This is a genomic window from Vibrio navarrensis (assembly GCF_000764325.1).
Classification (GTDB): Bacteria; Pseudomonadota; Gammaproteobacteria; order Enterobacterales; family Vibrionaceae; genus Vibrio; species Vibrio navarrensis.
Map to the genome: position 1 here is coordinate 1,880,091 of NZ_JMCG01000001.1, position 18,559 is coordinate 1,898,649.

The 18,559-nt window shown below is 49.1% G+C and carries 17 protein-coding genes and 1 pseudogene; 15 read left to right on the forward strand and 3 right to left on the reverse strand.

Features of this window, described 5'->3' with window-relative positions; translation table 11 throughout:
- The first annotated feature begins 42 nt into the window (after window positions 1-42).
- Complete coding sequence (locus tag EA26_RS08305) at window positions 43-1,479, forward strand: serine protease (RefSeq protein WP_039426630.1); 1,437 nt, start codon at window positions 43-45, stop codon at window positions 1,477-1,479.
- Between the two features lie 295 nt (window positions 1,480-1,774).
- Here the strand turns inward: EA26_RS08305 and EA26_RS08310 are convergent, their stop codons facing one another.
- A complete protein-coding gene (locus tag EA26_RS08310) occupies window positions 1,775-2,242 on the reverse strand; it encodes a hypothetical protein (RefSeq protein WP_039426633.1) in 468 nt (155 codons plus the stop codon).
- A gap of 354 nt (window positions 2,243-2,596) precedes the next feature.
- On the opposite strand from EA26_RS08310, the gene EA26_RS08315 reads away from it, so the two are divergent.
- The 10 genes from EA26_RS08315 (at window position 2,597) to EA26_RS08360 (ending at window position 10,925) form a co-directional block, all read left to right on the forward strand.
- Window positions 2,597-2,794: a PA3496 family putative envelope integrity protein gene (locus tag EA26_RS08315; RefSeq protein WP_039426636.1), complete on the forward strand. Its 198-nt coding sequence runs from the start codon at window positions 2,597-2,599 to the stop codon at window positions 2,792-2,794.
- 247 nt (window positions 2,795-3,041) lie between these two features.
- Window positions 3,042-3,251 carry a DUF3283 family protein gene (locus EA26_RS08320; protein ID WP_039428896.1) on the forward strand — a complete coding sequence of 70 codons (210 nt, stop codon included), beginning with the start codon at window positions 3,042-3,044 and terminating at the stop codon, window positions 3,249-3,251.
- Window positions 3,252-3,379: 128 nt separating this feature from the next.
- Window positions 3,380-4,096, forward strand: a complete 717-nt coding sequence (locus EA26_RS08325) for a YebC/PmpR family DNA-binding transcriptional regulator (protein WP_039426638.1) — start codon at window positions 3,380-3,382, stop codon at window positions 4,094-4,096.
- Window positions 4,097-4,367: 271 nt separating this feature from the next.
- A complete protein-coding gene (locus EA26_RS08330) occupies window positions 4,368-5,021 on the forward strand; it encodes a hypothetical protein (protein ID WP_039428898.1) in 654 nt (217 codons plus the stop codon).
- A 10-nt stretch (window positions 5,022-5,031) separates the two neighbouring features.
- Window positions 5,032-5,730, forward strand: coding sequence for an ABC transporter ATP-binding protein (locus tag EA26_RS08335; protein ID WP_039426639.1), 699 nt, complete (start codon window positions 5,032-5,034; stop codon window positions 5,728-5,730).
- Window positions 5,718-6,983 (forward strand): ABC transporter permease, encoded by a 1,266-nt coding sequence (locus tag EA26_RS08340; RefSeq protein WP_039426642.1) that lies wholly within the window; start codon window positions 5,718-5,720, stop codon window positions 6,981-6,983. The genes EA26_RS08335 and EA26_RS08340 overlap by 13 nt, the downstream gene beginning before the upstream one ends.
- Window positions 6,976-7,758, forward strand: coding sequence for an outer membrane lipoprotein-sorting protein (locus EA26_RS08345; RefSeq protein WP_039426646.1), 783 nt, complete (start codon window positions 6,976-6,978; stop codon window positions 7,756-7,758). The genes EA26_RS08340 and EA26_RS08345 overlap by 8 nt, the downstream gene beginning before the upstream one ends.
- Window positions 7,752-9,080, forward strand: a complete 1,329-nt coding sequence (locus EA26_RS08350) for a hypothetical protein (protein ID WP_039426649.1) — start codon at window positions 7,752-7,754, stop codon at window positions 9,078-9,080. The genes EA26_RS08345 and EA26_RS08350 overlap by 7 nt, the downstream gene beginning before the upstream one ends.
- Window positions 9,080-10,117, forward strand: a complete 1,038-nt coding sequence (locus tag EA26_RS08355; RefSeq protein WP_039426652.1) for a sensor histidine kinase — start codon at window positions 9,080-9,082, stop codon at window positions 10,115-10,117. Before EA26_RS08350 ends, EA26_RS08355 begins: the two co-directional genes overlap by 1 nt.
- A 10-nt stretch (window positions 10,118-10,127) precedes the next feature.
- Complete coding sequence (locus EA26_RS08360) at window positions 10,128-10,925, forward strand: LytR/AlgR family response regulator transcription factor (RefSeq protein ID WP_039426655.1); 798 nt, start codon at window positions 10,128-10,130, stop codon at window positions 10,923-10,925.
- 64 nt (window positions 10,926-10,989) lie between these two features.
- Here EA26_RS08360 and EA26_RS08365 read toward each other — a convergent pair whose 3' ends face one another.
- Window positions 10,990-12,651, reverse strand: coding sequence for a methyl-accepting chemotaxis protein (locus EA26_RS08365; RefSeq protein WP_039426656.1), 1,662 nt, complete (start codon window positions 12,649-12,651; stop codon window positions 10,990-10,992).
- A gap of 791 nt (window positions 12,652-13,442) precedes the next feature.
- Here EA26_RS08365 and gltS (EA26_RS08370) point away from each other — a divergent pair.
- The 3 genes from gltS (EA26_RS08370) to EA26_RS08380 all read left to right on the forward strand — a co-directional run bounded on the left by gltS (EA26_RS08370) (window position 13,443) and on the right by EA26_RS08380 (window position 17,106).
- Complete coding sequence (gene gltS / locus EA26_RS08370; protein WP_039426658.1) at window positions 13,443-14,669, forward strand: sodium/glutamate symporter; 1,227 nt, start codon at window positions 13,443-13,445, stop codon at window positions 14,667-14,669.
- A 198-nt stretch (window positions 14,670-14,867) separates the two neighbouring features.
- On the forward strand, window positions 14,868-16,094 hold the full coding sequence (gene gltS, locus EA26_RS08375; protein ID WP_039426660.1) for a sodium/glutamate symporter: 1,227 nt from the start codon (window positions 14,868-14,870) through the stop codon (window positions 16,092-16,094).
- Window positions 16,095-16,239: 145 nt separating this feature from the next.
- The gene (locus EA26_RS08380) at window positions 16,240-17,106 is read left to right on the forward strand and encodes a hypothetical protein (RefSeq protein ID WP_039426663.1); all 867 of its coding nucleotides are present in this window, start codon (window positions 16,240-16,242) and stop codon (window positions 17,104-17,106) included.
- Window positions 17,107-17,173: 67 nt separating this feature from the next.
- On the opposite strand, the gene nagB is transcribed toward EA26_RS08380, so the two are convergent.
- Complete coding sequence (gene nagB / locus EA26_RS08385) at window positions 17,174-17,974, reverse strand: glucosamine-6-phosphate deaminase (protein WP_039426665.1); 801 nt, start codon at window positions 17,972-17,974, stop codon at window positions 17,174-17,176.
- A 331-nt stretch (window positions 17,975-18,305) separates the two neighbouring features.
- Here nagB and EA26_RS08390 point away from each other — a divergent pair.
- Window positions 18,306-18,558 (forward strand): annotated as a pseudogene (locus tag EA26_RS08390) (DUF3081 domain-containing protein).
- Window position 18,559: the final 1 nt, after the last annotated feature.

Genomic DNA, 18,559 nt, shown 5'->3' on the forward strand with positions numbered 1-18,559 from the left:
AATTATGTTTTTATCGATACCTACAACCGATAAGGACATCCAATGAGAAACATTCTACGCAAACTTGTATTGGCTTCATCGTTTTGCACCGCTTCCGCGGCTTATGCGCAAGTGGATCTACCAGTGATCGCCGATCAGATACCATTCACTCACTCCTCTGCATTCAAGGCGAACAATCCTCTGGTGGTTCAGCATCCCGGTGCGCAGTTTATTAAGATCCACTTCAAAACCTTGATCTTACCGACAGGAAGTTCGATCCGCCTGACCTCAAAAGAGGGAACCGAGGTGCTGGTGTATACGCAGAGCCAAGAGAATTGGTTCGCGCAATCGATTTTCGGTGAACAGGTCACCGTTGAGTTGCTGCCTAACCAAGCGGGTGAAGTCGGTGAGTTCGACATTGACTATTTTACCGCCGGTCATCAGGCTGGAGTGACAGCGTCTAGGGGAGATAGCACATTCTCCACTTGCGGAATAAGCGAGCGTAAGGATGTTGCTTGCTGGCAAGAGAGCCATGCTGACAAAGTGGCGTGGTCAAGCCCGGTGGCTCGGCTACTGATTAACGGGCGTAGCCTCTGTACCGCTTGGCGTGTTGGCCCTGACAATACACTCTTTACCAACAACCATTGTGTAAGTACGGCATCTGAGTTGAAAAACACCGAAGTGTGGTTCAACTATCAACGCAGTAGTTGTAACGGATCTTTGGCAACAACGGTGAAAGTGATGGGCAGTGAGCTGCTGCGCACAGACTACACCTTGGACTACACCCTGTTTAGTGTTGATGACTTTGCCAAGATTGCAGCCTTTGGTTACTTAGGCTTGGATGCCAATGAACCCGTCTATGGCGATGGCATCTACATTCCGCAACATGGCGCAGGCAATCCGAAAGAGCTCGCGATTGAAAGCGATCAAAATGGCTCCGGTTTGTGCCAAATTGATATTGCTTCAACCAATGGCCGAGGCACCAACACCGATACCGGTTATTTCTGCGACACCATCGCTGGATCATCGGGCTCTCCAGTATTGAACGCGGCCAATAACAAGGCGATTGCGCTCCACCATTTTGGTGGCTGTGAGAATCAAGGGGTCAAAATGAGCCAGATTTGGCCGCAAGTGGCCACGTATTTTAACAATACTTTGCCTGAGGGCTCCGTTGATCCAACCGCGCCAACGATTGAAGAACTCATCCCAGATTCCGCGATCACCGACTTGGCTTTGAATAAAGGGGAAGAGAAGATGTTTGTCGTCAAAGCGAAAAATAGGCTGTCAGCGCTGACAGTGGCGATTCAATTTGGCGCGGGTGATGCCGATTTATATGTACGCTCAGGGGCGCAACCCACCACGAGCGTTTATGATTGCCGGCCTTTTCGTTCAGGCAACAATGAGTCTTGCTCTGTACCTGCAGCAGGGGAAGATCTTTACATCATGTTGAGAGCTTACAGTCACTTCTCTGGGGTGATGTTGAATGCAAGCAAAGAGTAAAAGTCTCTGCCAACCTTCAAGTGATTCATGTAAGTAAATATTAACCAATGCAATAATTTGTATATTGATTGAATTCAGACCGAACGTTAACAATCTGCTGACATTGGTATCGTTCGCCAAAGCTACTATGGCCTCGAATAGACAACCTTTTGTCCTTTCTGATGATTAATAGATTGGCTCATATTGTTACATTCATTCTGAATAGATTTCGCGAGTTCTCAGAACTCGCTTTTTTTTACCCAAAATTCGCCATTAAGCCGTTCTTACCTTGATCATGGTTCCCTATTTAGTTCGATCAATGCCAAATCACTTGATCATGCTTTCGAGATTCATTCCAAGCAAGTGCTTCCATCAGTTTTACATGCCCTTCAATAACACGATTGGCTTTGGCTAACCAAGCCGTTTGATCGCTTTGTTCTGCACAAAACTCTAAGCTAAGAACCGTAATGTGTTGTAAACGCTTGAGGCACCAATCGCGGATCTCAATATCGGTGGAAGAATTGCAGCCAACTTGCTCGAGTTTACTGGCGGTATACATTAAGTACTCAAAAGCGCGAGAGGGATTATTATACCGATAGTGTTGGAAAAGTCGCAGGCATCCATCGAGCCAACAAGCGATCGCTTTACTTTGATCAGCCGTGAGATAAGGACCAAAAACCGCGTCAGGTGCAGAGAAGAGGATCGTTTCCAACTCACGCCCTTGATCATCTTTTCGCTGTTGATACCAGTGGGAAATATCGGCTAGCCAGAGAGTCAGTTCCATTATCCGTCCTACCTCTGATTGAATCTTGAGTGTTGTTCATACCATTGAGTCTGGTTGATGTTTGAAGAATTGACCAGTTGTAGACAGGGGTGTGAGCGCAAGTGAGTTGGTTTAAATCAGGGCGTTTGAATCAAAACGGTGAAAGGGAAATGAGAGCTTGATCTCCCTGTTTTTATCAGGGGCAATTTTTTAAATTTACTGGGCGATAGGGAATTTAGCAAAAGGTAAATGACGGTTTTATAATTTAGTTGATGGAAGAGTGGGAATGGTCACATTTCCCTACTGTTTTACTTAATTCAGCAAATCGGGTTTGCTATACATCAAGTGTCAAAACATGGTGTGTTCGGAGGTAATATGTCCATTAATTCAATAAACCATGACGAGATGGCAGATATGGCTCACAAGTGGGAAGTTCCGGAAGAGGAAGTTGCGCTGAGACCAGAAAAACAAGTGAAATCCGCAGAAGCGAGACGCCGCATTGAAGCGCTGAGAGAGATCCGTGAAAGCGGTTTGAGTATCGAGGAAGCAAAAGAATTAGGACTGCTTCACTAACGCGACTGTATGATTTAACGAACTCAATTGAGAGGGTGGCCGCTAGCCACCCTTTGTGCTTTTTGGCAAGCAGACGAGTGTTTTTCGGGACGACTTGCTCAACCAGCGCCCTCAATTTATCTTCTGTAAAAAGCGGGCGCTGTGTTATATTTCGCGACTCGTTGTCCTTAAAGGTGGCGATTTCTTCACAGAGAGGGCTCCTTATAACAACCAGATACGTACCGATGTAGAACTTCAGGAGATTTTCATGTCGTTTAATCTTTCACTGTTGGCGCCGGATGAAAAGAACAAAGTTGAGTTAGATAAGCAGGCTTCGTTCTTGGTCTGGAGAATGAAAGAAGCGAAATGTGGTCCAGAGGCTATCATTGAGCGTGCCAATAAAATCACTGATCCGCGCGAAAAGGCATTTTTTGAGCAATCAATTGAAAAATACAAACGAGCAATGAGAGTGGCATGAGCAGGTTGGCCTAGCAGTCAAATTGGCCGTGAGTGGCGGCTCTGATTTCTCGTGGAGCGAGAATTGAATTGATCTCGCTTTTTGCTAAAATCCTTCGCGTTAAAAATGTAATGTAGAGAGACATCCCGATGGGAAGAAGTTTTGAAGTGCGCAAAGCCTCAATGGCGAAAACAGCAGGCGCAAAAATTAAAGTTTACTCCAAATACGGTAAAGAAATTTACATGTGTGCGAAAAATGGTGGTTCAGATCCAGACATGAACCTGTCTCTTCGCCACCTGATCACTAAAGCGAAAAAAGACCAAGTACCGTCGCACGTTATCGAGAAAGCGATCGACAAAGCAAACGGCGGTGGTGGTGAAGATTACCAACCCGCACGTTACGAAGGTTTTGGCCCTGGTGGTATTAGCGTGATCGTTGACTGTCTAACAGACAATGGCAACCGTACTTTTCAGGACGTTCGTCAGTGCTTTGTGAAGACTGGTGCAAAAATCGGTACTCCTGGTGTGGTTGCACACATGTTCGATCACCAAGCGGTTTTCCAGTTCAAAGGCGAAGACGAAGAAGCGATTCTTGAAGCGCTGATGATGGCCGACTGTGATGTGACCGACATCGAACTTGAAGACGGCGTGATCACTATCTACGCTCCAAACACTGAGTTCTTCAAAGTGAAAACTGCGTTGAATACAGAGTACCCTGATCTGGTCATCGATGTTGAAGAGATCACTTTCGTTCCACAGAACTACAGCCCGGTGCCGGAAGAAGACGCAGAAAAATTCCAGAAGTTCCTCGACATGCTGGATGACTGTGATGACGTTCAGCAGGTTTACCACAACGCTGAACTGTAATGAAAAAAAACCGAGCTGTTCGAAGCTCGGTTTTTTATACCTCGACGTTATTCCACGCCTCGATTTTTCTCGCTCGCATTGACTTTTCTGATTGAAGCCTTGCTGACGAAACTAGCTCAACCGCAATTTCGCCATCGCCCTTAAGCTCTCCCGTTTATCCTCTCTGTTGACCGTTTATCGCGCCTCGATGCGTTTGGTCGCATGCTCCTGCAAGCGGGAAATGGGCCCGATATGCTGGCATCATCAAACCAACAGAAGGATAACGGTGATGATGTTGCTAAAGAAAAAAACGCTGCTCTCTGGTCTCTTAGTCGCGACGTCGCTATGGACAGCACAGGTGCTTGCTAACCCCGATCAAGCGTTGATCAACCAGTATAATCTTGCTGCACAAGTCGAAACGGCACAGGTCGACTCGGTTTTCGGTCAACTCAACCGCTTGATTGAGAAAGAAGGCGCGACGCCTTTGTCTCTGGTCTACCTTGGCAGTACGCAAACCTTGCAAGGCCGAGATGCCTTCTTACCGTGGAACAAAATGAAGTTCACCGAGCAGGGGCTTTCGACCATTAATAAAGGCTTGGCGCTGCTGCACACTTTACCTTCCTCTCTCGAAAAGCAAGAACGAATTCAGGGTTTGCCAGAAAGCTATTTAGTTCGCGCAATGGCGGCTGCCACCTTCACAGCGCTGCCCGACATGTTTAATCACTTTGAACGTGGCTACGATTTGTACCTCAATTTGCTTGATGAACCGGGCTTCGTTGAGCAGCCGTTTGCAGCCACCTCATGGATTTACCGCTACGCGGTGCAAGCGGCATTGCGAGCGGAAGACATTAAACAAGCGAAAGCATGGCTCAGTGAGATGGAACAGCGCGACAAAGCCAATTTAGACACTCAATCGGCATTGGCGCAAGTGGATGCTAAAGGGTAGGGGAAGCAAGATGATTGAATTTAGCCAACTTGAGCGCCACTACCTTTTAGGGAGTCAAAGTGTCCCCGCACTACGCGGCGTGAGCGGGCATATTACACAAGGGGAAATGGTTGCGTTATGCGGCCCATCTGGCTCGGGCAAAAGCACCTTGCTCAATATTTTGGGCATGCTGGATATGGACTATCGAGGTGAGGTGACTTTTCAAGGCGCTTGTTATCCTCGCCATGCGTTGCAAGCTGCCAAAATGCGTCGTGAGCAACTGGGGTTTATCTTCCAAAAATTTAATCTCGTGCCGGTGATGACGGCACTGGAAAACGTTGCCTATCCACTGCGATTAAATGGCATTCACAAAGCAGAGCGCGAACGCATTGCGACAGAGATGTTGCTGCAGGTTGGCCTTGAAGCGTATCTGCATGCCATGCCGGACAATTTGTCCGGAGGCCAGCAACAGCGCGTTGCCATTGCACGCGCTTTGGTGCACCGACCTGCGCTGGTGATTGCCGATGAGCCAACGGCCAGCCTCGACAGCCAAACCGCCAATCGGGTGATTGATATCATGAAGCAGTTGGGTCATGAGCGGCGCACGACCTTTATTGTCGCGACACATGACGCGCGTATGGCGTCGCGCTGCGATCGGACCATTGAGCTGCTAGACGGCCAGCTCAGCCAGTATCACGGGGAGCAGGAGGTGATCTCATGGGCAAGTTAATCGCACGCTGTTTGCCTGATTCGCTACGCATTGCTTTGCTCAATTTACAGCGCAATCGACGTCGCAGCGCACTCTCAGCCAGCATTATCGCCATCGCGGTGTTTGCGTTAGGCAGCGCGGGCGGTTTTGGCCTGTACACCTACGACAGCCTCAAAGAGTCAACCGCTAGAGATACTGGTCATTTGACCATCAGTACCCCTGGCTACTTCGAGAAAGAAGAAGAGATGCCGCTGAGCAACGGTTTAAGCAATGCCGACTCTTTGATGCGCGATCTGATGGGGCTGGAAGCGGTCCGTGGCGTGCAGCCGCGCATCGATTTGACCGGATTGGTGTCGAACGGCAGCAAATCGACCATTTTTGCTGGTATTGGCGTTAATGAGCGCGAGTTTGATATGAAAGGGCCGTTTTTGGATGTGCGCCAAGGAAAAACCTTGTCTGATCCACGCTCTGCACGCTATGACCCGGGCGAACCGGAAGTGATGTTGGCGACCGATCTGGCGCGCAACTTACACGTCAGCGTCGGGGATTGGGTGACATTGCTGGCAACCACCACCGATGGTGCGCTCAACGCGTACGATTTCAAAGTTCGCGGTATCTACTCAACCGGTGTACCTGAGCTGGATAAACGTCAGTTGTACCTGCACATTGACAGTGCGCAATCGCTGCTGGGCAGCGACAAAGTAAGCACTCTCTCCGTGTTTCTGTTTGAGACGGCGAAAACTGAGCCAGTCGGGCAAATGTTGACCAAGCGCCTCGCTAGCCAAGAACAAGCATTGCAGATCACCCCTTGGCAAGAGCGAGCCTTTTTCTACCTCAAAGTGAAAGATCTTTATGATCGCATTTTTGGCATCATGGGCGCGGTGATGGCGCTGGTGGTGTTTGTCGCACTGTTTAATACCATGACCATGTCGGTGACCGAACGCACGCGAGAAATTGGCACCTTGTCGGCACTGGGCAGCTATCCCAATGAAATTATTGGTGGCTTTTTACGTGAAGCGGGATTAATCGGCCTGATTGGCAGTGTGGTCGGCGCGCTGGCTTGCGCTGCGCTTTGTGCTCTTTTGATGGTGGTGGATGTGCAGATGCCACCGCCACCGGGGCGAACCGATGGTTACCCGCTTTCCATCTACTTCTCTTGGCCGCTGGTGCTGAGTGCAACGCTCGGCGTGGTGGGGATCTGTCTCCTTGCCGCTTACCTTTCTGCCCGCAAAGGGGTGAAAAAACCGATCACGGAGGCGCTAATTTATGTCTAATCTCATCGTATTTTTATCGCGAATTTTGCTCGGCCTAGCGCTTGTTGCCCCAGCCAGCATGGCCGCCATCGCACCATCACCTGAACAAGTAGCGCAAATGCTTCAGCGCGCCGACGACTATCGACTGAAAGAGGATGCAGCGCGAGTGATTTCACTGGTCAGTCTCTATCAAGCGGGCGAACTGGATAAAACCCGCGAGTATCACGTGTACACTCGTTCTAACCGCGAATCTCTGGTGATCTTCAAATCGGCGGTTGAAGCGGGGCAGAAGATGCTGATGCTACAAGATAACTACTGGTTGCAAATGCCGAAAAGCCGCCGTCCGATCCGCATTACGCCGATGCAAAAACTGCTTGGCGAAGCCTCGGTGGGCGACATTTCGACCCTGACTTGGAGTGACGATTATCAAGGCCAGTGGCAGGCGCAAGAGACACTCACTTTGCCTGATGGCCAATCGTTGAGCACGCACAAGTTGGCCTTAACCGCACTTACCAGCGGCGCCAGTTATCAGCATATCAACCTTTGGATCGCGCAAAAGGATGACTTTCCCATCAAAGCGGATCTCTATCTGCGTTCCGGTAAGCTCGCCAAGCAAGCGTGGTTTGAGCGTGGCGATCGGCAAGGTGTTAGCCGCGTTGTCTCGATGACCTTGCTCGACAGTATTCAGCCCGCAAAGAAAACCGTGATTGAGTATCAAGATATTCAGCCATGGGCTTTGGAGGATAAGTTTTACAACCCGAGCTACCTCATCAAAGCGGATGTCAGCCAATGGTAACTTTGATGCACAAACAGGCGTCAATGCGCTGGTCTCGTATTTGGTTTACTCTTGCGCTGCTCAGTGGTGCTACGCCGAGTGTTGCAGGGCTAAGCACGGCTTGGGATTGGGCACTCAGTTACAAAACGGCCACGCCGCGTAAGAGCGCTTTTGTCGCGGCGCAAACGAGTCATCGCGCTGCTGTTAACGGCATGTTGGATTTGCAGCTTGATTATGCCAGTGAGTACGGTACTTGGACTTCGCTTTGGACGCTCTACAGCCAGGGTTTGTATCTTGATGATGGCCATCAATCCGCATGGTGGCAGGAGCGAGATTCGGATCTGATTGTTCGTGAGCTCGCCTGGCAAGGTGAATGGACGATTGATGGGTTAGCACTGGATGTTAGTGTCGGCAAATTGCGCCTTGATTGGGGTGTCGGCTATGGCTATCGGCCATTGGATCTGTTTCGTCCTTATCAGCAAAACCCGATCAGCTTGGTGGCCGAAGAGGGCACGGGCGTGGTGTCGTTGTCGCATTTTGACGTAGACGGAGAATGGACTTGGCTGGCGACAGACTCAAGCTGGACGCGTGTCACAAAAACGGCGCTGGATAAAGCCAGCGAGCAGCGTGGTTCCGGTCTCCGCCGTTACTGGTTAAATGAGCAAAGTGAGTATCAATGGATTGGCTACTACGATGACGTACGCCGCGGGTTGCTTGCAGCCAGTTTGCGCTCCGTGTGGTCGGATTCTCTGGCTTGGCACGTCTCTGCGCTCTGGCAGCGGCAAAGCGTCGGCTATCAGTTTCCGACGACGACCTACACTGCGCCGTACGTTGCAGATCAAGGCCATGCGCTACAGGGGTTGGTGGGGCTGAACTGGGCTAGCCAAGACGGCCACAACCTGATTGGTGAGTACTGGTACGACAGTCGATCTTGGTCGCATGATGAGTGGCAACTGGCCCTTGAACGAGCAGAAAGCCTCAAGACGGCTGCACAAACGGCCGGATTGGCTGCCAGCTATCAGCAAGGCTTTCAACATGCCAACTTAGTACAGCATAACCTGATGCTGCATTGGCGTTGGGATCTGCAAGCTTGGATGATGTGGAACGGTCTCACCGGGCCAACCTGGCTTGCGGATGTCACGCCAACGCTGGATCTGCTTTTCTCGCCGCAAGATGGCGGGGTAATTGCCACTCAGTGGCTACGTTATCAGTGGCTCGACACGGGCGCGCAAAGCGTTGAAGTGGAATTTGCCGCACGATTTTTAACCGGGAATGGGAATTCTGTGTACGCCCATCTCCCCGACCAGCATATGATGGTTTTCAATCTTAAAGGGAGGTTTTAATGTTTCTCGCTAATGTGGTCAATGAAAACAGTTGGCTGAAAAGTGTCATCGTGACCTCGCTATTCTGTCTGTTTGTCTCTCTGTTGACGCTGTCGGTGTGGGGCGGGCCTTACTATACCCATCTGTTTATCAGCTTGGGATTTGGGTATTCAGCGCTGTTTTTTTCTTGGCTGATTGAACGTCTTTTCCCTGCGGTGTCTCGCCGGGCGGAAGTGTTGCTATCGCTCACCGCTTGCTTGTTGTTTGGTATTCTCAATGCTCACTTCTGGGTAGGTGACTACATGGGCATGTCAGATATGGTGGCCGTTGGCTTGATGGGATTACTTTTTAGCGGTATGTGTTATTTCTACTTTCACTCGAAAGAGCAGCAAATGAGAGCGCTGCACGAACTGGAAGTGATCAAAAGAGAAAAGGCCGAGCAGGAGCGAGCACTATTGCTCAGTCAGCTTAAACAAATGCAAAGCCAGATTGAGCCGCATTTTCTTTTTAATACGCTGGCTAATATCAGTGCCTTAATGTCGCAAGACATCGACAAAGCGAGGCTGATGTTGGAAAGTTTAACCGCCATGATGCGGGCGACGCTCTGCAATTGCCGTGAAGAACACACCACGATTGCCGATGAAGTCGCGCTGATTGAGGCGTATCTCGCCATCCAACATATCCGTTTGGGCGATAGACTGCGCTATCGAATCCAGGTAGAACCCGGTTTAGATCACGTCAATATTGCGCCGTTGATGCTGCAACCTTTGGTTGAGAACGCTATTTTACATGGGATTGAACCGCTCAAAACGGGCGGCGAGATTGAGGTAACGATCGATACGCACGATCAAGCATTGCAGATTTGTGTAAAAGACACTGGGGCAGGGCTCGGTTCAAGTTCGACGCATGTGGGTTCCGGTGTCGGATTGAATAACCTTAAGCAACGGGTAGAGACTTTGTTTGCTGGGCGTGGTCAGGTCAGCATCATTGAGAACAAGCCGCAAGGTGTGATTGTACGCTTGAGCTGGCCGTTAGCGTTGGCAGAGAAAAAAGAATAGGAATAACAAGATGCAACAAAGCTATCGCGCGATCATCGTGGATGATGAGCCGCTGCTGCGACACCATTTGAACAAAAGCCTCGCCGATGTATGTCCAACGCTGGAGATAGTCGCATTGGCTGAAGATGGTGAACAAGCGTTGCAGGCCATAGAGCGGCATCAGCCTGACGTGGTGTTTCTCGACATTCGCATGCCTGTGATGGATGGGTTACAAGTGGCGAAGCAGCTACATGGCAAACAAGGCGCGCCGCTGGTGGTGTTTATCACCGCGTACGATGATTACGCAATTCGCGCTTTTGAACAAAATGCCGTGGATTATATCCTCAAGCCCATTTCGGCGGCGAGATTGCAAAAGAGTTGTCAGCGGGTTGAACAGCGCTTGCATGAGCGTGCAGGGCAAACGCAAAGTGATCCCTCGCTCTGTGCCTTGTTGAATCAGCTGCAGCAACTTTCGACGCCATTACGCACACCGCCTCATTTACAATGGATCAAGGCGCAATTGGCCGAAGAGATCCATCTGATTGCGATTTCGGATGTGCTCTATTTCAAAGCGGAAGAGAAGTACGTCTCCGTTTTTATCGCGCAAGCTGGCGAAGCGATGCAAGAGTATCTGATTCGCACCTCGTTAAAAGAGTTGCTGGCACAGCTTGACCCTGAGCAGTTCTGGCAGATCCATCGCTCTTGCGTGGTGCAGGTGAGTAAAATTGCTAAGGTGAAGAAGGACTTTAGTGGACATATGTTTGTGCATATTGGCAAAACGCAACTGCCGGTAAGCCGCGCATCGCAAAGCCTGTTTAAAGGCATGTAATACAGGCTTTACAGTGTAAATCGGGCAGCCAATCGGCTGCCCGAACTTTACATGTACCGCTAGCTTATACGGTGAATCGTCCGACTAAGTCATACAGCTCATGGGCTTTGTGGTTCAAGCTCTGGCTGCCCGCTCGGTTTTGATTCGCCAGATCGGCAGATTGGCTACTTTGATCGGAAATGACCACAATCCGCTGAGAGATTTCCTGCCCGACGATGCTCTGTTCCTCAGTTGCGGTGGCGATAAGCGAGTTCATGTCCATGATAGTGCCAATCGAAGATTTTATCTTGAGAAGTGCTTCTGCAGCCGCATTGGCTTCTTTTACCGTATGCTCACCACGGGCTTGGCTGGCATCCATCGCTTTCACTGCCGCATCGGAAGCCGATTTGAGCTGATTAATCATCTGATGGATCTCGCCGGTACTGTCTTGGGTTCGGCTGGCTAACTTGCGCACTTCATCGGCCACTACGGCAAAACCGCGTCCTTGCTCACCCGCACGCGCCGCTTCAATGGCCGCGTTTAGCGCCAACAGGTTGGTTTGCTCAGCAATGTCTTGAATCACCTCCAGCGACGATGAGATGTTTTTCACATCATCTTCTAAACGGGAGATGACTTGGTTGGCTTTGGAAACTTCACCCGCCAGATCGCGCACCGAAGTGGCCGCTGAGTTGACGATGGTTTGCGCTTCATTGGCATTGTCTTCTGCGTCGCGTGCGGCTTGCGCCGCTTGGTTGGCGTTATTTGAGATTTCAGTTGCCGTGGTGGTCATCTCGGTCATTGCCGTGGCCACTTGCTCTGTTTCTTCCCGTTGGCCTGTGGCAATGTCGTCAACTTGGGTTGCACGCCCGGTCATGTTGTTGGTTTCACTGACCACTTCTTGTCCGACTTCACTCACGCGGCGAATGATGCTCTGCAAACTGGCGACAAACTGGTTAAAGTTTTTGCTCAGTTGCGTGAACTCAGGAACGCTGAACGGCTCCATGCGCGCGGTTAAATCGGCCTCTCCGCTGGCAAACGAGCGGATCGATTGGTCAAACAGCTCCAGCGGTCTCATGATGCTACGGTTAACAAATACGGCGAAAATCCCCACCAGCGCTGCGATGACAACACAAAACAGCCCTATGGCGGTGAGCGTGTTTTGCAAGGCTTGATGCGCGTTCGCTTTCATCGCGTTGACGGTGGCATCAATATCGTCCGTGTAGAAGCCGGTGCCAATCGTCAGATCCCATTGTGGAATATATACGGAGAAACTGAGCTTAGGCAGCGGCGTGTTTTGCCTAGGTTTTGGGAAATAGTAGGTGGTGAATTGCCCCGTTTTGGCATTTTTTAGCAGATCTTTGATCAAGTAGTTGCCTTTTTGATCCTGCAAATTCAGAAAGTTTTCGCCAATGCCGCTATCGCTTTTGCCAAGAAAGACTCGCGTTCCTTTGGAGTCGTAGCCAAAGATGTAGCCGGAGTCACCGTACTGTATCTCTTTTAAAATCGGCAGGGCTTCAGAGAGCGGGGCGTTTTTTTTCAATAACGGCTGAATGGCGGATTCGGCCATTTGTATGTAATTTTTTAGTTCCTCTTGCTTCATGCGCATCATGTTCTCGTGGGTGACACTGAACTGCTGCTCATTAAACGCGATGGTTTTGAGATAGGTAAACCACATCATGCCCAATACAATGGTGACAACTGGCACTATTGACAAAATGTAGAGTCTTTTTCTTATGGTCAAACTCATTGCTACTTTCCTTGCTTAATCGGCTTATATTGCGACAACTTTGCGTTGATAGAACAGTGTAATAGTTATGTGTTAAGCGTAGCCAAATCTGGATGAGCAGACTGTGAAATCTGAAAGTTTTGTGGATGAAAAATGAAGTTATTGCCGTCTTTTTGTTTTTTATCATTTTTTATGCCGCACGCATTAAGCGTTCGTTTGCTTACTATTGCGTTTTCACGGTAGCTACGCTTGGTTACACTGGTGTGCAAAGTCATCTGTGAGAAATGTCTAGGTGATCTTTTTTATACTGCCAGCGCTTAACTTTCTGGATTTTATCGAGGTTTTTTCTGATTAAATTGGCTGTTTAAGCTAAGTTCGGACATTTTTGTCGAGTTATGCTATAGTCAGCGGCCTATTGATTTGGTGCCAGAAGCCGCATCGCAATAATACGATGGCTTGGCCGCTGATAGGTTCTGTTTGGCCAACTCAATAGCAACGGATTTGAACGCCAGTACGCGCGTAAGGCTTTTGCACCTCATCGAGGAAATTGAGATGTGCAGTTTGCCGATATTATAGGAGGAGCTAGAGATAGCTCCTTTTGCATTTTGGAAGCTTGCAAAGGGTGTTTGAGACATCACCCGATGATCGTCTTCCTATCTGAGCCTAACCAGATGGCTTATCTCTGTTGTTGCTAACCATGCGTTTTGGCGAGGTTAGTTCGACGCCTCAAACACGATGCAGCACTGACGTTCAAAAGTAACAACAACACTCTGACATCAAGGAGGATAAAGAGTCTGAGATGAAGAGGTTGTATGAATCATCTAATTACCGTCGGCGCGCTGGAATCTTTTTTGGTAGCGATTAGCGTCCTGTTTCTTGGTCATTTTCTTAACGCAAAATTGCCCGTGTTGCGTAAGTTCAACATTCCAGAGCCCATCGTAGGTGGGTTGATTGTGGCTTGCGCCATTACCGCGTTGCACTTTCATGGCGTGGATTTGCAGTTTGATTTGCCCTTGCAAAACACTTTTATGCTGATGTTTTTTGCTACCGTAGGGCTGGCGGCGAACTATACGCAGTTACTTAAAGGTGGTGCCAAAGTGCTGCTCTTTTTAGCCATTGCTTCCGTGTATATCGTGATTCAAAACGGGGTGGGGGTAACGTTAGCCAGTGCGCTAGGTTTGGAGCCATTGATGGGCCTGATTGCTGGCTCGATCACCCTGTCTGGCGGCCATGGTACGGGCGCGGCGTGGTCGCAAACCTTCACCGAACTGTATGGTATTGAAAATACGCTAGAAATTGCAATGGCGTCAGCGACATTTGGCCTGATTATCGGCGGCTTGATCGGTAGCCCCGTGGCGCAACGTTTAGTGGATAAACACCAATTTGAATCGGAATACGGACGTGGTTCGAAAACTCACGAGAAGTTTCCCGAACTGGTGACCTACAACGAATATGAAGAAGACAAAGTAACCGCCAAGAAGGTGATTGAGAAGCTGTTTTTCCTGCTGATCTGTGTCACTGGTGCCAAATACATAGAGCAGTGGGTGAGTGCGTATCAAATCAAATGGTTGATGATACCCGATTTCGTCTATGCGCTGTTTATTGGCGTGATCATCACCAACTTCTTGGAAGTGAGCAAAATTCGCAAATTGGACGCAGAAACCATCGATATGCTGGGCACCGTCTCATTGTCTCTGTTTTTGGCGATGGCGCTGATGAGCCTAAAACTGTGGAACATTTTTGATCTGGCGATTCCATTTCTGCTCATTCTGGCAGTTCAGTCGCTTGTGTTGGCGCTGTTCACTTACTACGTGACGTTTCGAGTGATGGGGCGCAATTACGATGCGGCAGTAATGGCCGGAGGACACTGTGGTTTTGGCTTGGGAGCGACCCCCACTGCGGTGATGAATATGGGCTCAATTGTCAATCGTTTTGGCCCGTCGCCTCAGGCGTTTATGGTGGTGCCCATTGTCGGCGCGTTTTTTATCGATATCGTCAACTTGGTCATCCTGCAAGGGTTTATCTCGTTTATCAAATAGTGATTCATGTTAAAAATAAGGAGCTTGCGGGCTCATTTTTCTTACCTGATGATAATTAATTAAAGATATTTGCCTTAAATTCTCTTTGGGTGAGAATGGGGTGGGCATGATTCAGTGACATTCCTGACGATGGCGGCACACTGCCTGTTTGAAAAATTGTTGTCTGTCTGGACAACAACGAGCAACAAAAGGGGTGTTATGAATAATGTTGTCTCTATTGGCCCGCTAGCGTCTTTTCTCGTGGCGATTGGTGTGCTGTTTCTTGGTGGCTTGATAAATGGCCGTTTTCCTCTTCTGAAAAAATTCAATATTCCTGAACCGATCGTGGGTGGCTTAGTAGTAGCGGCGGTTATGACCTTGCTGCACTTTCGTGGCACGACACTCAACTTCGACCTGCCGCTGCAAAAAACCTTAATGCTGATGTTTTTCGCAACGGTTGGTTTGGCGGCAAACTATAGCCAGTTACTCAAAGGAGGCGTGAAAGTCGTGCTCTTTTTGGCGATCGCATCGCTCTACATTGTGATTCAAAATGGCATTGGCGTCTCAATGGCAAGCTTGTTGGGGCTCGATCCGCTGATGGGCTTGATTGCAGGGTCGATCACCTTGTCTGGTGGTCACGGTACAGGCGCGGCGTGGTCGCAAACCCTCACCGAGCTTTATGGGATTGAAAATACGTTGGAGATTGCCATGGCATCGGCCACCTTTGGTTTGGTGGTGGGCGGGATCTTAGGCAGTCCACTGGCGCAGCGCCTGATTGATAAGCATCAGTTGGAATCGCAATACGGGCGTGGACCACAAGCGCATCAACGCTTCCCTGAACTTGTTACCTACAACCAGTATGAAGAAGACAAAGTGACCGCGCAGAAAGTGATAGAGAGCTTAGCGTTGATTCTGCTGTGTGTTCTGGGTGCTCGCTATCTGGAGCATTGGGTCAGTGCCTTAGCGATCCGCTGGTTGATGATCCCCGATTTTGTCTATGCCTTGCTGATTGGCGTTGTGGTCACAAATTTGCTTGAAGTTACCCGAGTGAGAAAATTGGAAGCGGAGACGGTGGACATCATCGGCACCGTCTCATTGTCACTGTTTTTGGCTATGGCGTTGATGAGTTTGAAACTGTGGAATATTTTTGATCTAGCGCTGCCGTTTTTGCTCATTCTTACGGTGCAATCTTTCGCCATGGCGCTGTTTGCCTATGGCGTGACGTATCGCTTGATGGGGCGCGGTTACGACAGCGCGGTGATTGCCAGCGGCCATTGCGGCTTTGGCCTCGGCGCGACGCCAACAGCGGTGATGAACATGGGGACCATCGTCAATCGTTTTGGCCCTTCTCCACAGGCATTTCTGGTGGTGCCGATTGTTGGCGCTTTTTTTATCGACTTAATGAACATGATCATCTTACAGGGGTTTATTTCCCTGCTTGGCTAAGCCTTTAACTTGGGAGCGTGAGCTCCCTTTTCTTTATAAAACAGCGAACTATCTGATTCAGCCATCTTCTATTACAATGGTTTTGCAACCGTTTGCACCGTTTTGCTGGCGGCATAAAGAGGAAAGGTAAACCGAGGGCAGCATGATGAGCGAAAAAATTTCCACCACGGCATTGGCCAAAATGCGCAACATGGATGCTCCGATGTTGTTTAGCGATCTCAAACGTGCTGGCTACATTAGCCGCGTGGGTGATAAATGGATCTTAACGGAACTCGGCGCCCGTTTTGGCGGAGAGTACGTCGATCACCCTAAGTTCGGTCAATTCATTGTGTGGCCCGCCAATTTACATATTGAATTGGCCAATACTCAAGGCAAGCTGCTTAGCGCCACCGAATTGGGGGCAGCGTGGCAACTTAATGCGAAAAAAATCAACCAACTGTTGAGTGAGCTGGGGTGGATGTTCAAATCAGAGCAAGGTTGGCAGTTAACCGAATCTGGGGTCCGCGCTGGTGGTAAGCAAAGAGGCGATGGTAGCGAGCACCCGTTCTACGTGCTGTGGCACGATTCTCTGCTGCGTCACAAGCGTTTGCGTCAATCGGTGGTGGAATTTTTAGGTCAAGACGCACAGACGCAGTCCACCGATCGCTCGCTGTCGAATTTTCGGCAGAAATTTGAGGCCAAACACCGCACTTTAGATGGCCACTACGTTCGCTCGAAAGGTGAGCTGCTGATTGATAATTGGTTGTACATGGCAGGTGTCGTGCACGCTTATGAAAGACAGCTGCCGATAGAAGAAGAGGTGATGAGCGATTTCTACTTGCCCGCAGGCAAGGTCTATCTGCAATTTTGGGGTTCAGACAGCAGTGTAACGGCAGACAGCATCAGAGAAAAAACCAGAGCTATCTACCAAGCGCACCATTTTAATCTGATCGAAATTGAGCCTGAAGAGGTGGATAAATTGGATGACGTGCTGCCAGCAAGGCTGCGTCAGTTTGGTATCAAAGCCTACTGAAAAAGCCAATAAAAATCCCGCGTTTGATGCGGGATTTTTTATGCAAATTGAAACGCTGCGCGGGCGATTAGAAGCCTTCGATGTTCTTTGCTTCTAGCTCAGAGAAGTATTTCACGGTTTTTACTTTGAGCTCTTGGGTCGATGGGGCGTCACACACAATCACCGATTTCGGATGCAATTGCAGTGCAGACACGGTCCATAAGTGGTTAACACTGCCTTCTACTGCGGCTTCCAGTGCAAGCGCTTTGTTGTGGCCCGTTACTAGGATCATGATTTCATGCGAATCCAACAAAGTGCCAACACCGATGGTCAGTGCGTATTTGGGTACCTGATTGATATCTCCATCGAAGAAACGTGAGTTGGCAATACGCGTGTCTTCGGTCAGAGTTTTGATGCGAGTACGAGATGACAGAGAGGACGCTGGCTCGTTGAAGGCAATATGACCGTCGTTACCCACGCCGCCCATGAACAGATTGATCTTGCCGTAAGACTTGATCTTATCTTCGTAGCGTTGGCATTCGACTTCGTGATCTTCAGCGTTGCCGTTGAGCAGGTTGATGTTTTCTTCCTGGATATCCACGTGATTGAAGAAGTTGTTGTACATGAACGAGCGGTAAGATTCTGGATGCTGTGGATCGAGGCCCACGTACTCGTCCATATTGAACGTGACCACGTGTTTAAAGCTCACTTCACCTGCTTTGTATAGCTCGATCAGTGCTTTATAAGTCGCGAGCGGAGTTCCGCCAGTTGGCAGGCCAAGCACAAATGGACGCTCTGCCGTTGGGTTGAAATCATTGATGCGTTTAGCAATGTGCGCCGCTGCCCACTTACCAACTTGTGCCGCGGTTTGTAACGGGATAAGTCTCATTTTTCGCCCCTAGATATTGGAAATTTTGTTATGCTGAAACATTATTTTGCATTATAAAATAAGTTTTCTGGGTCTGCCATTGTTTTAGGTCAAAATTTCACAACTTTTGTTTTTCTACGTTACATTTCACTGAGTTAGTGGAAGTTTTGTCTATATTATGACCGAGGTGCGCCACGGATGGGCGAACTAGATTGGCATATGCTCGCTGGAATGAAAGGATAAATTTACCACTTGAATTAAGTAAACTTTTGATGGGTTTCATGTTTCGTTATTGGCTAAATTTTGAGTCGTTAACCATACTCAATATGTCTCTCTGATCAGGAGTACCCTTATGAAAAACGAACTCGATCCCACCAAAATTTTGCATGCTTATGAAGTCATTATGGAGCGTGGTACGCCAACGGAGTTCGGAAAAATCTATGAAGGTGTTGAAGCCTTCTCCGATTACGATGGCTACAGTGTCTACATGCGCGGTAATGGCGTTGAGTTGAAAATTGGTTTTCACAACACTTATCATCTTGACTACGATCCAGGAGCACCTCAAAGAGAGCTTCTTGAAGAAAGTGGCGATGCTGGCGAAATAGC

Excerpts from the sequence above, each read along its gene's own strand:
- EA26_RS08355 (WP_039426652.1), top strand. The coding sequence starts at position 9,080 with ATGTTTCTCGCTAATGTGGTCAATGAAAACAGTTGGCTGAAAAGTGTC.
- EA26_RS08345 (WP_039426646.1), top strand. The coding sequence starts at position 6,976 with ATGTCTAATCTCATCGTATTTTTATCGCGAATTTTGCTCGGCCTAGCG.
- EA26_RS08365 (WP_039426656.1), bottom strand. The coding sequence starts at position 12,651 with ATGAGTTTGACCATAAGAAAAAGACTCTACATTTTGTCAATAGTGCCA.
- EA26_RS08350 (WP_039426649.1), top strand. The coding sequence starts at position 7,752 with ATGGTAACTTTGATGCACAAACAGGCGTCAATGCGCTGGTCTCGTATT.
- EA26_RS08335 (WP_039426639.1), top strand. The coding sequence starts at position 5,032 with ATGATTGAATTTAGCCAACTTGAGCGCCACTACCTTTTAGGGAGTCAA.
- EA26_RS08340 (WP_039426642.1), top strand. The coding sequence starts at position 5,718 with ATGGGCAAGTTAATCGCACGCTGTTTGCCTGATTCGCTACGCATTGCT.
- EA26_RS08380 (WP_039426663.1), top strand. The coding sequence starts at position 16,240 with ATGAGCGAAAAAATTTCCACCACGGCATTGGCCAAAATGCGCAACATG.
- EA26_RS08315 (WP_039426636.1), top strand. The coding sequence starts at position 2,597 with ATGTCCATTAATTCAATAAACCATGACGAGATGGCAGATATGGCTCAC.
- gltS (WP_039426660.1), top strand. The coding sequence starts at position 14,868 with ATGAATAATGTTGTCTCTATTGGCCCGCTAGCGTCTTTTCTCGTGGCG.
- gltS (WP_039426658.1), top strand. The coding sequence starts at position 13,443 with ATGAATCATCTAATTACCGTCGGCGCGCTGGAATCTTTTTTGGTAGCG.
- EA26_RS08320 (WP_039428896.1), top strand. The coding sequence starts at position 3,042 with ATGTCGTTTAATCTTTCACTGTTGGCGCCGGATGAAAAGAACAAAGTT.
- EA26_RS08325 (WP_039426638.1), top strand. The coding sequence starts at position 3,380 with ATGGGAAGAAGTTTTGAAGTGCGCAAAGCCTCAATGGCGAAAACAGCA.
- EA26_RS08360 (WP_039426655.1), top strand. The coding sequence starts at position 10,128 with ATGCAACAAAGCTATCGCGCGATCATCGTGGATGATGAGCCGCTGCTG.
- EA26_RS08310 (WP_039426633.1), bottom strand. The coding sequence starts at position 2,242 with ATGGAACTGACTCTCTGGCTAGCCGATATTTCCCACTGGTATCAACAG.
- nagB (WP_039426665.1), bottom strand. The coding sequence starts at position 17,974 with ATGAGACTTATCCCGTTACAAACCGCGGCACAAGTTGGTAAGTGGGCA.
- EA26_RS08305 (WP_039426630.1), top strand. The coding sequence starts at position 43 with ATGAGAAACATTCTACGCAAACTTGTATTGGCTTCATCGTTTTGCACC.
- EA26_RS08330 (WP_039428898.1), top strand. The coding sequence starts at position 4,368 with ATGTTGCTAAAGAAAAAAACGCTGCTCTCTGGTCTCTTAGTCGCGACG.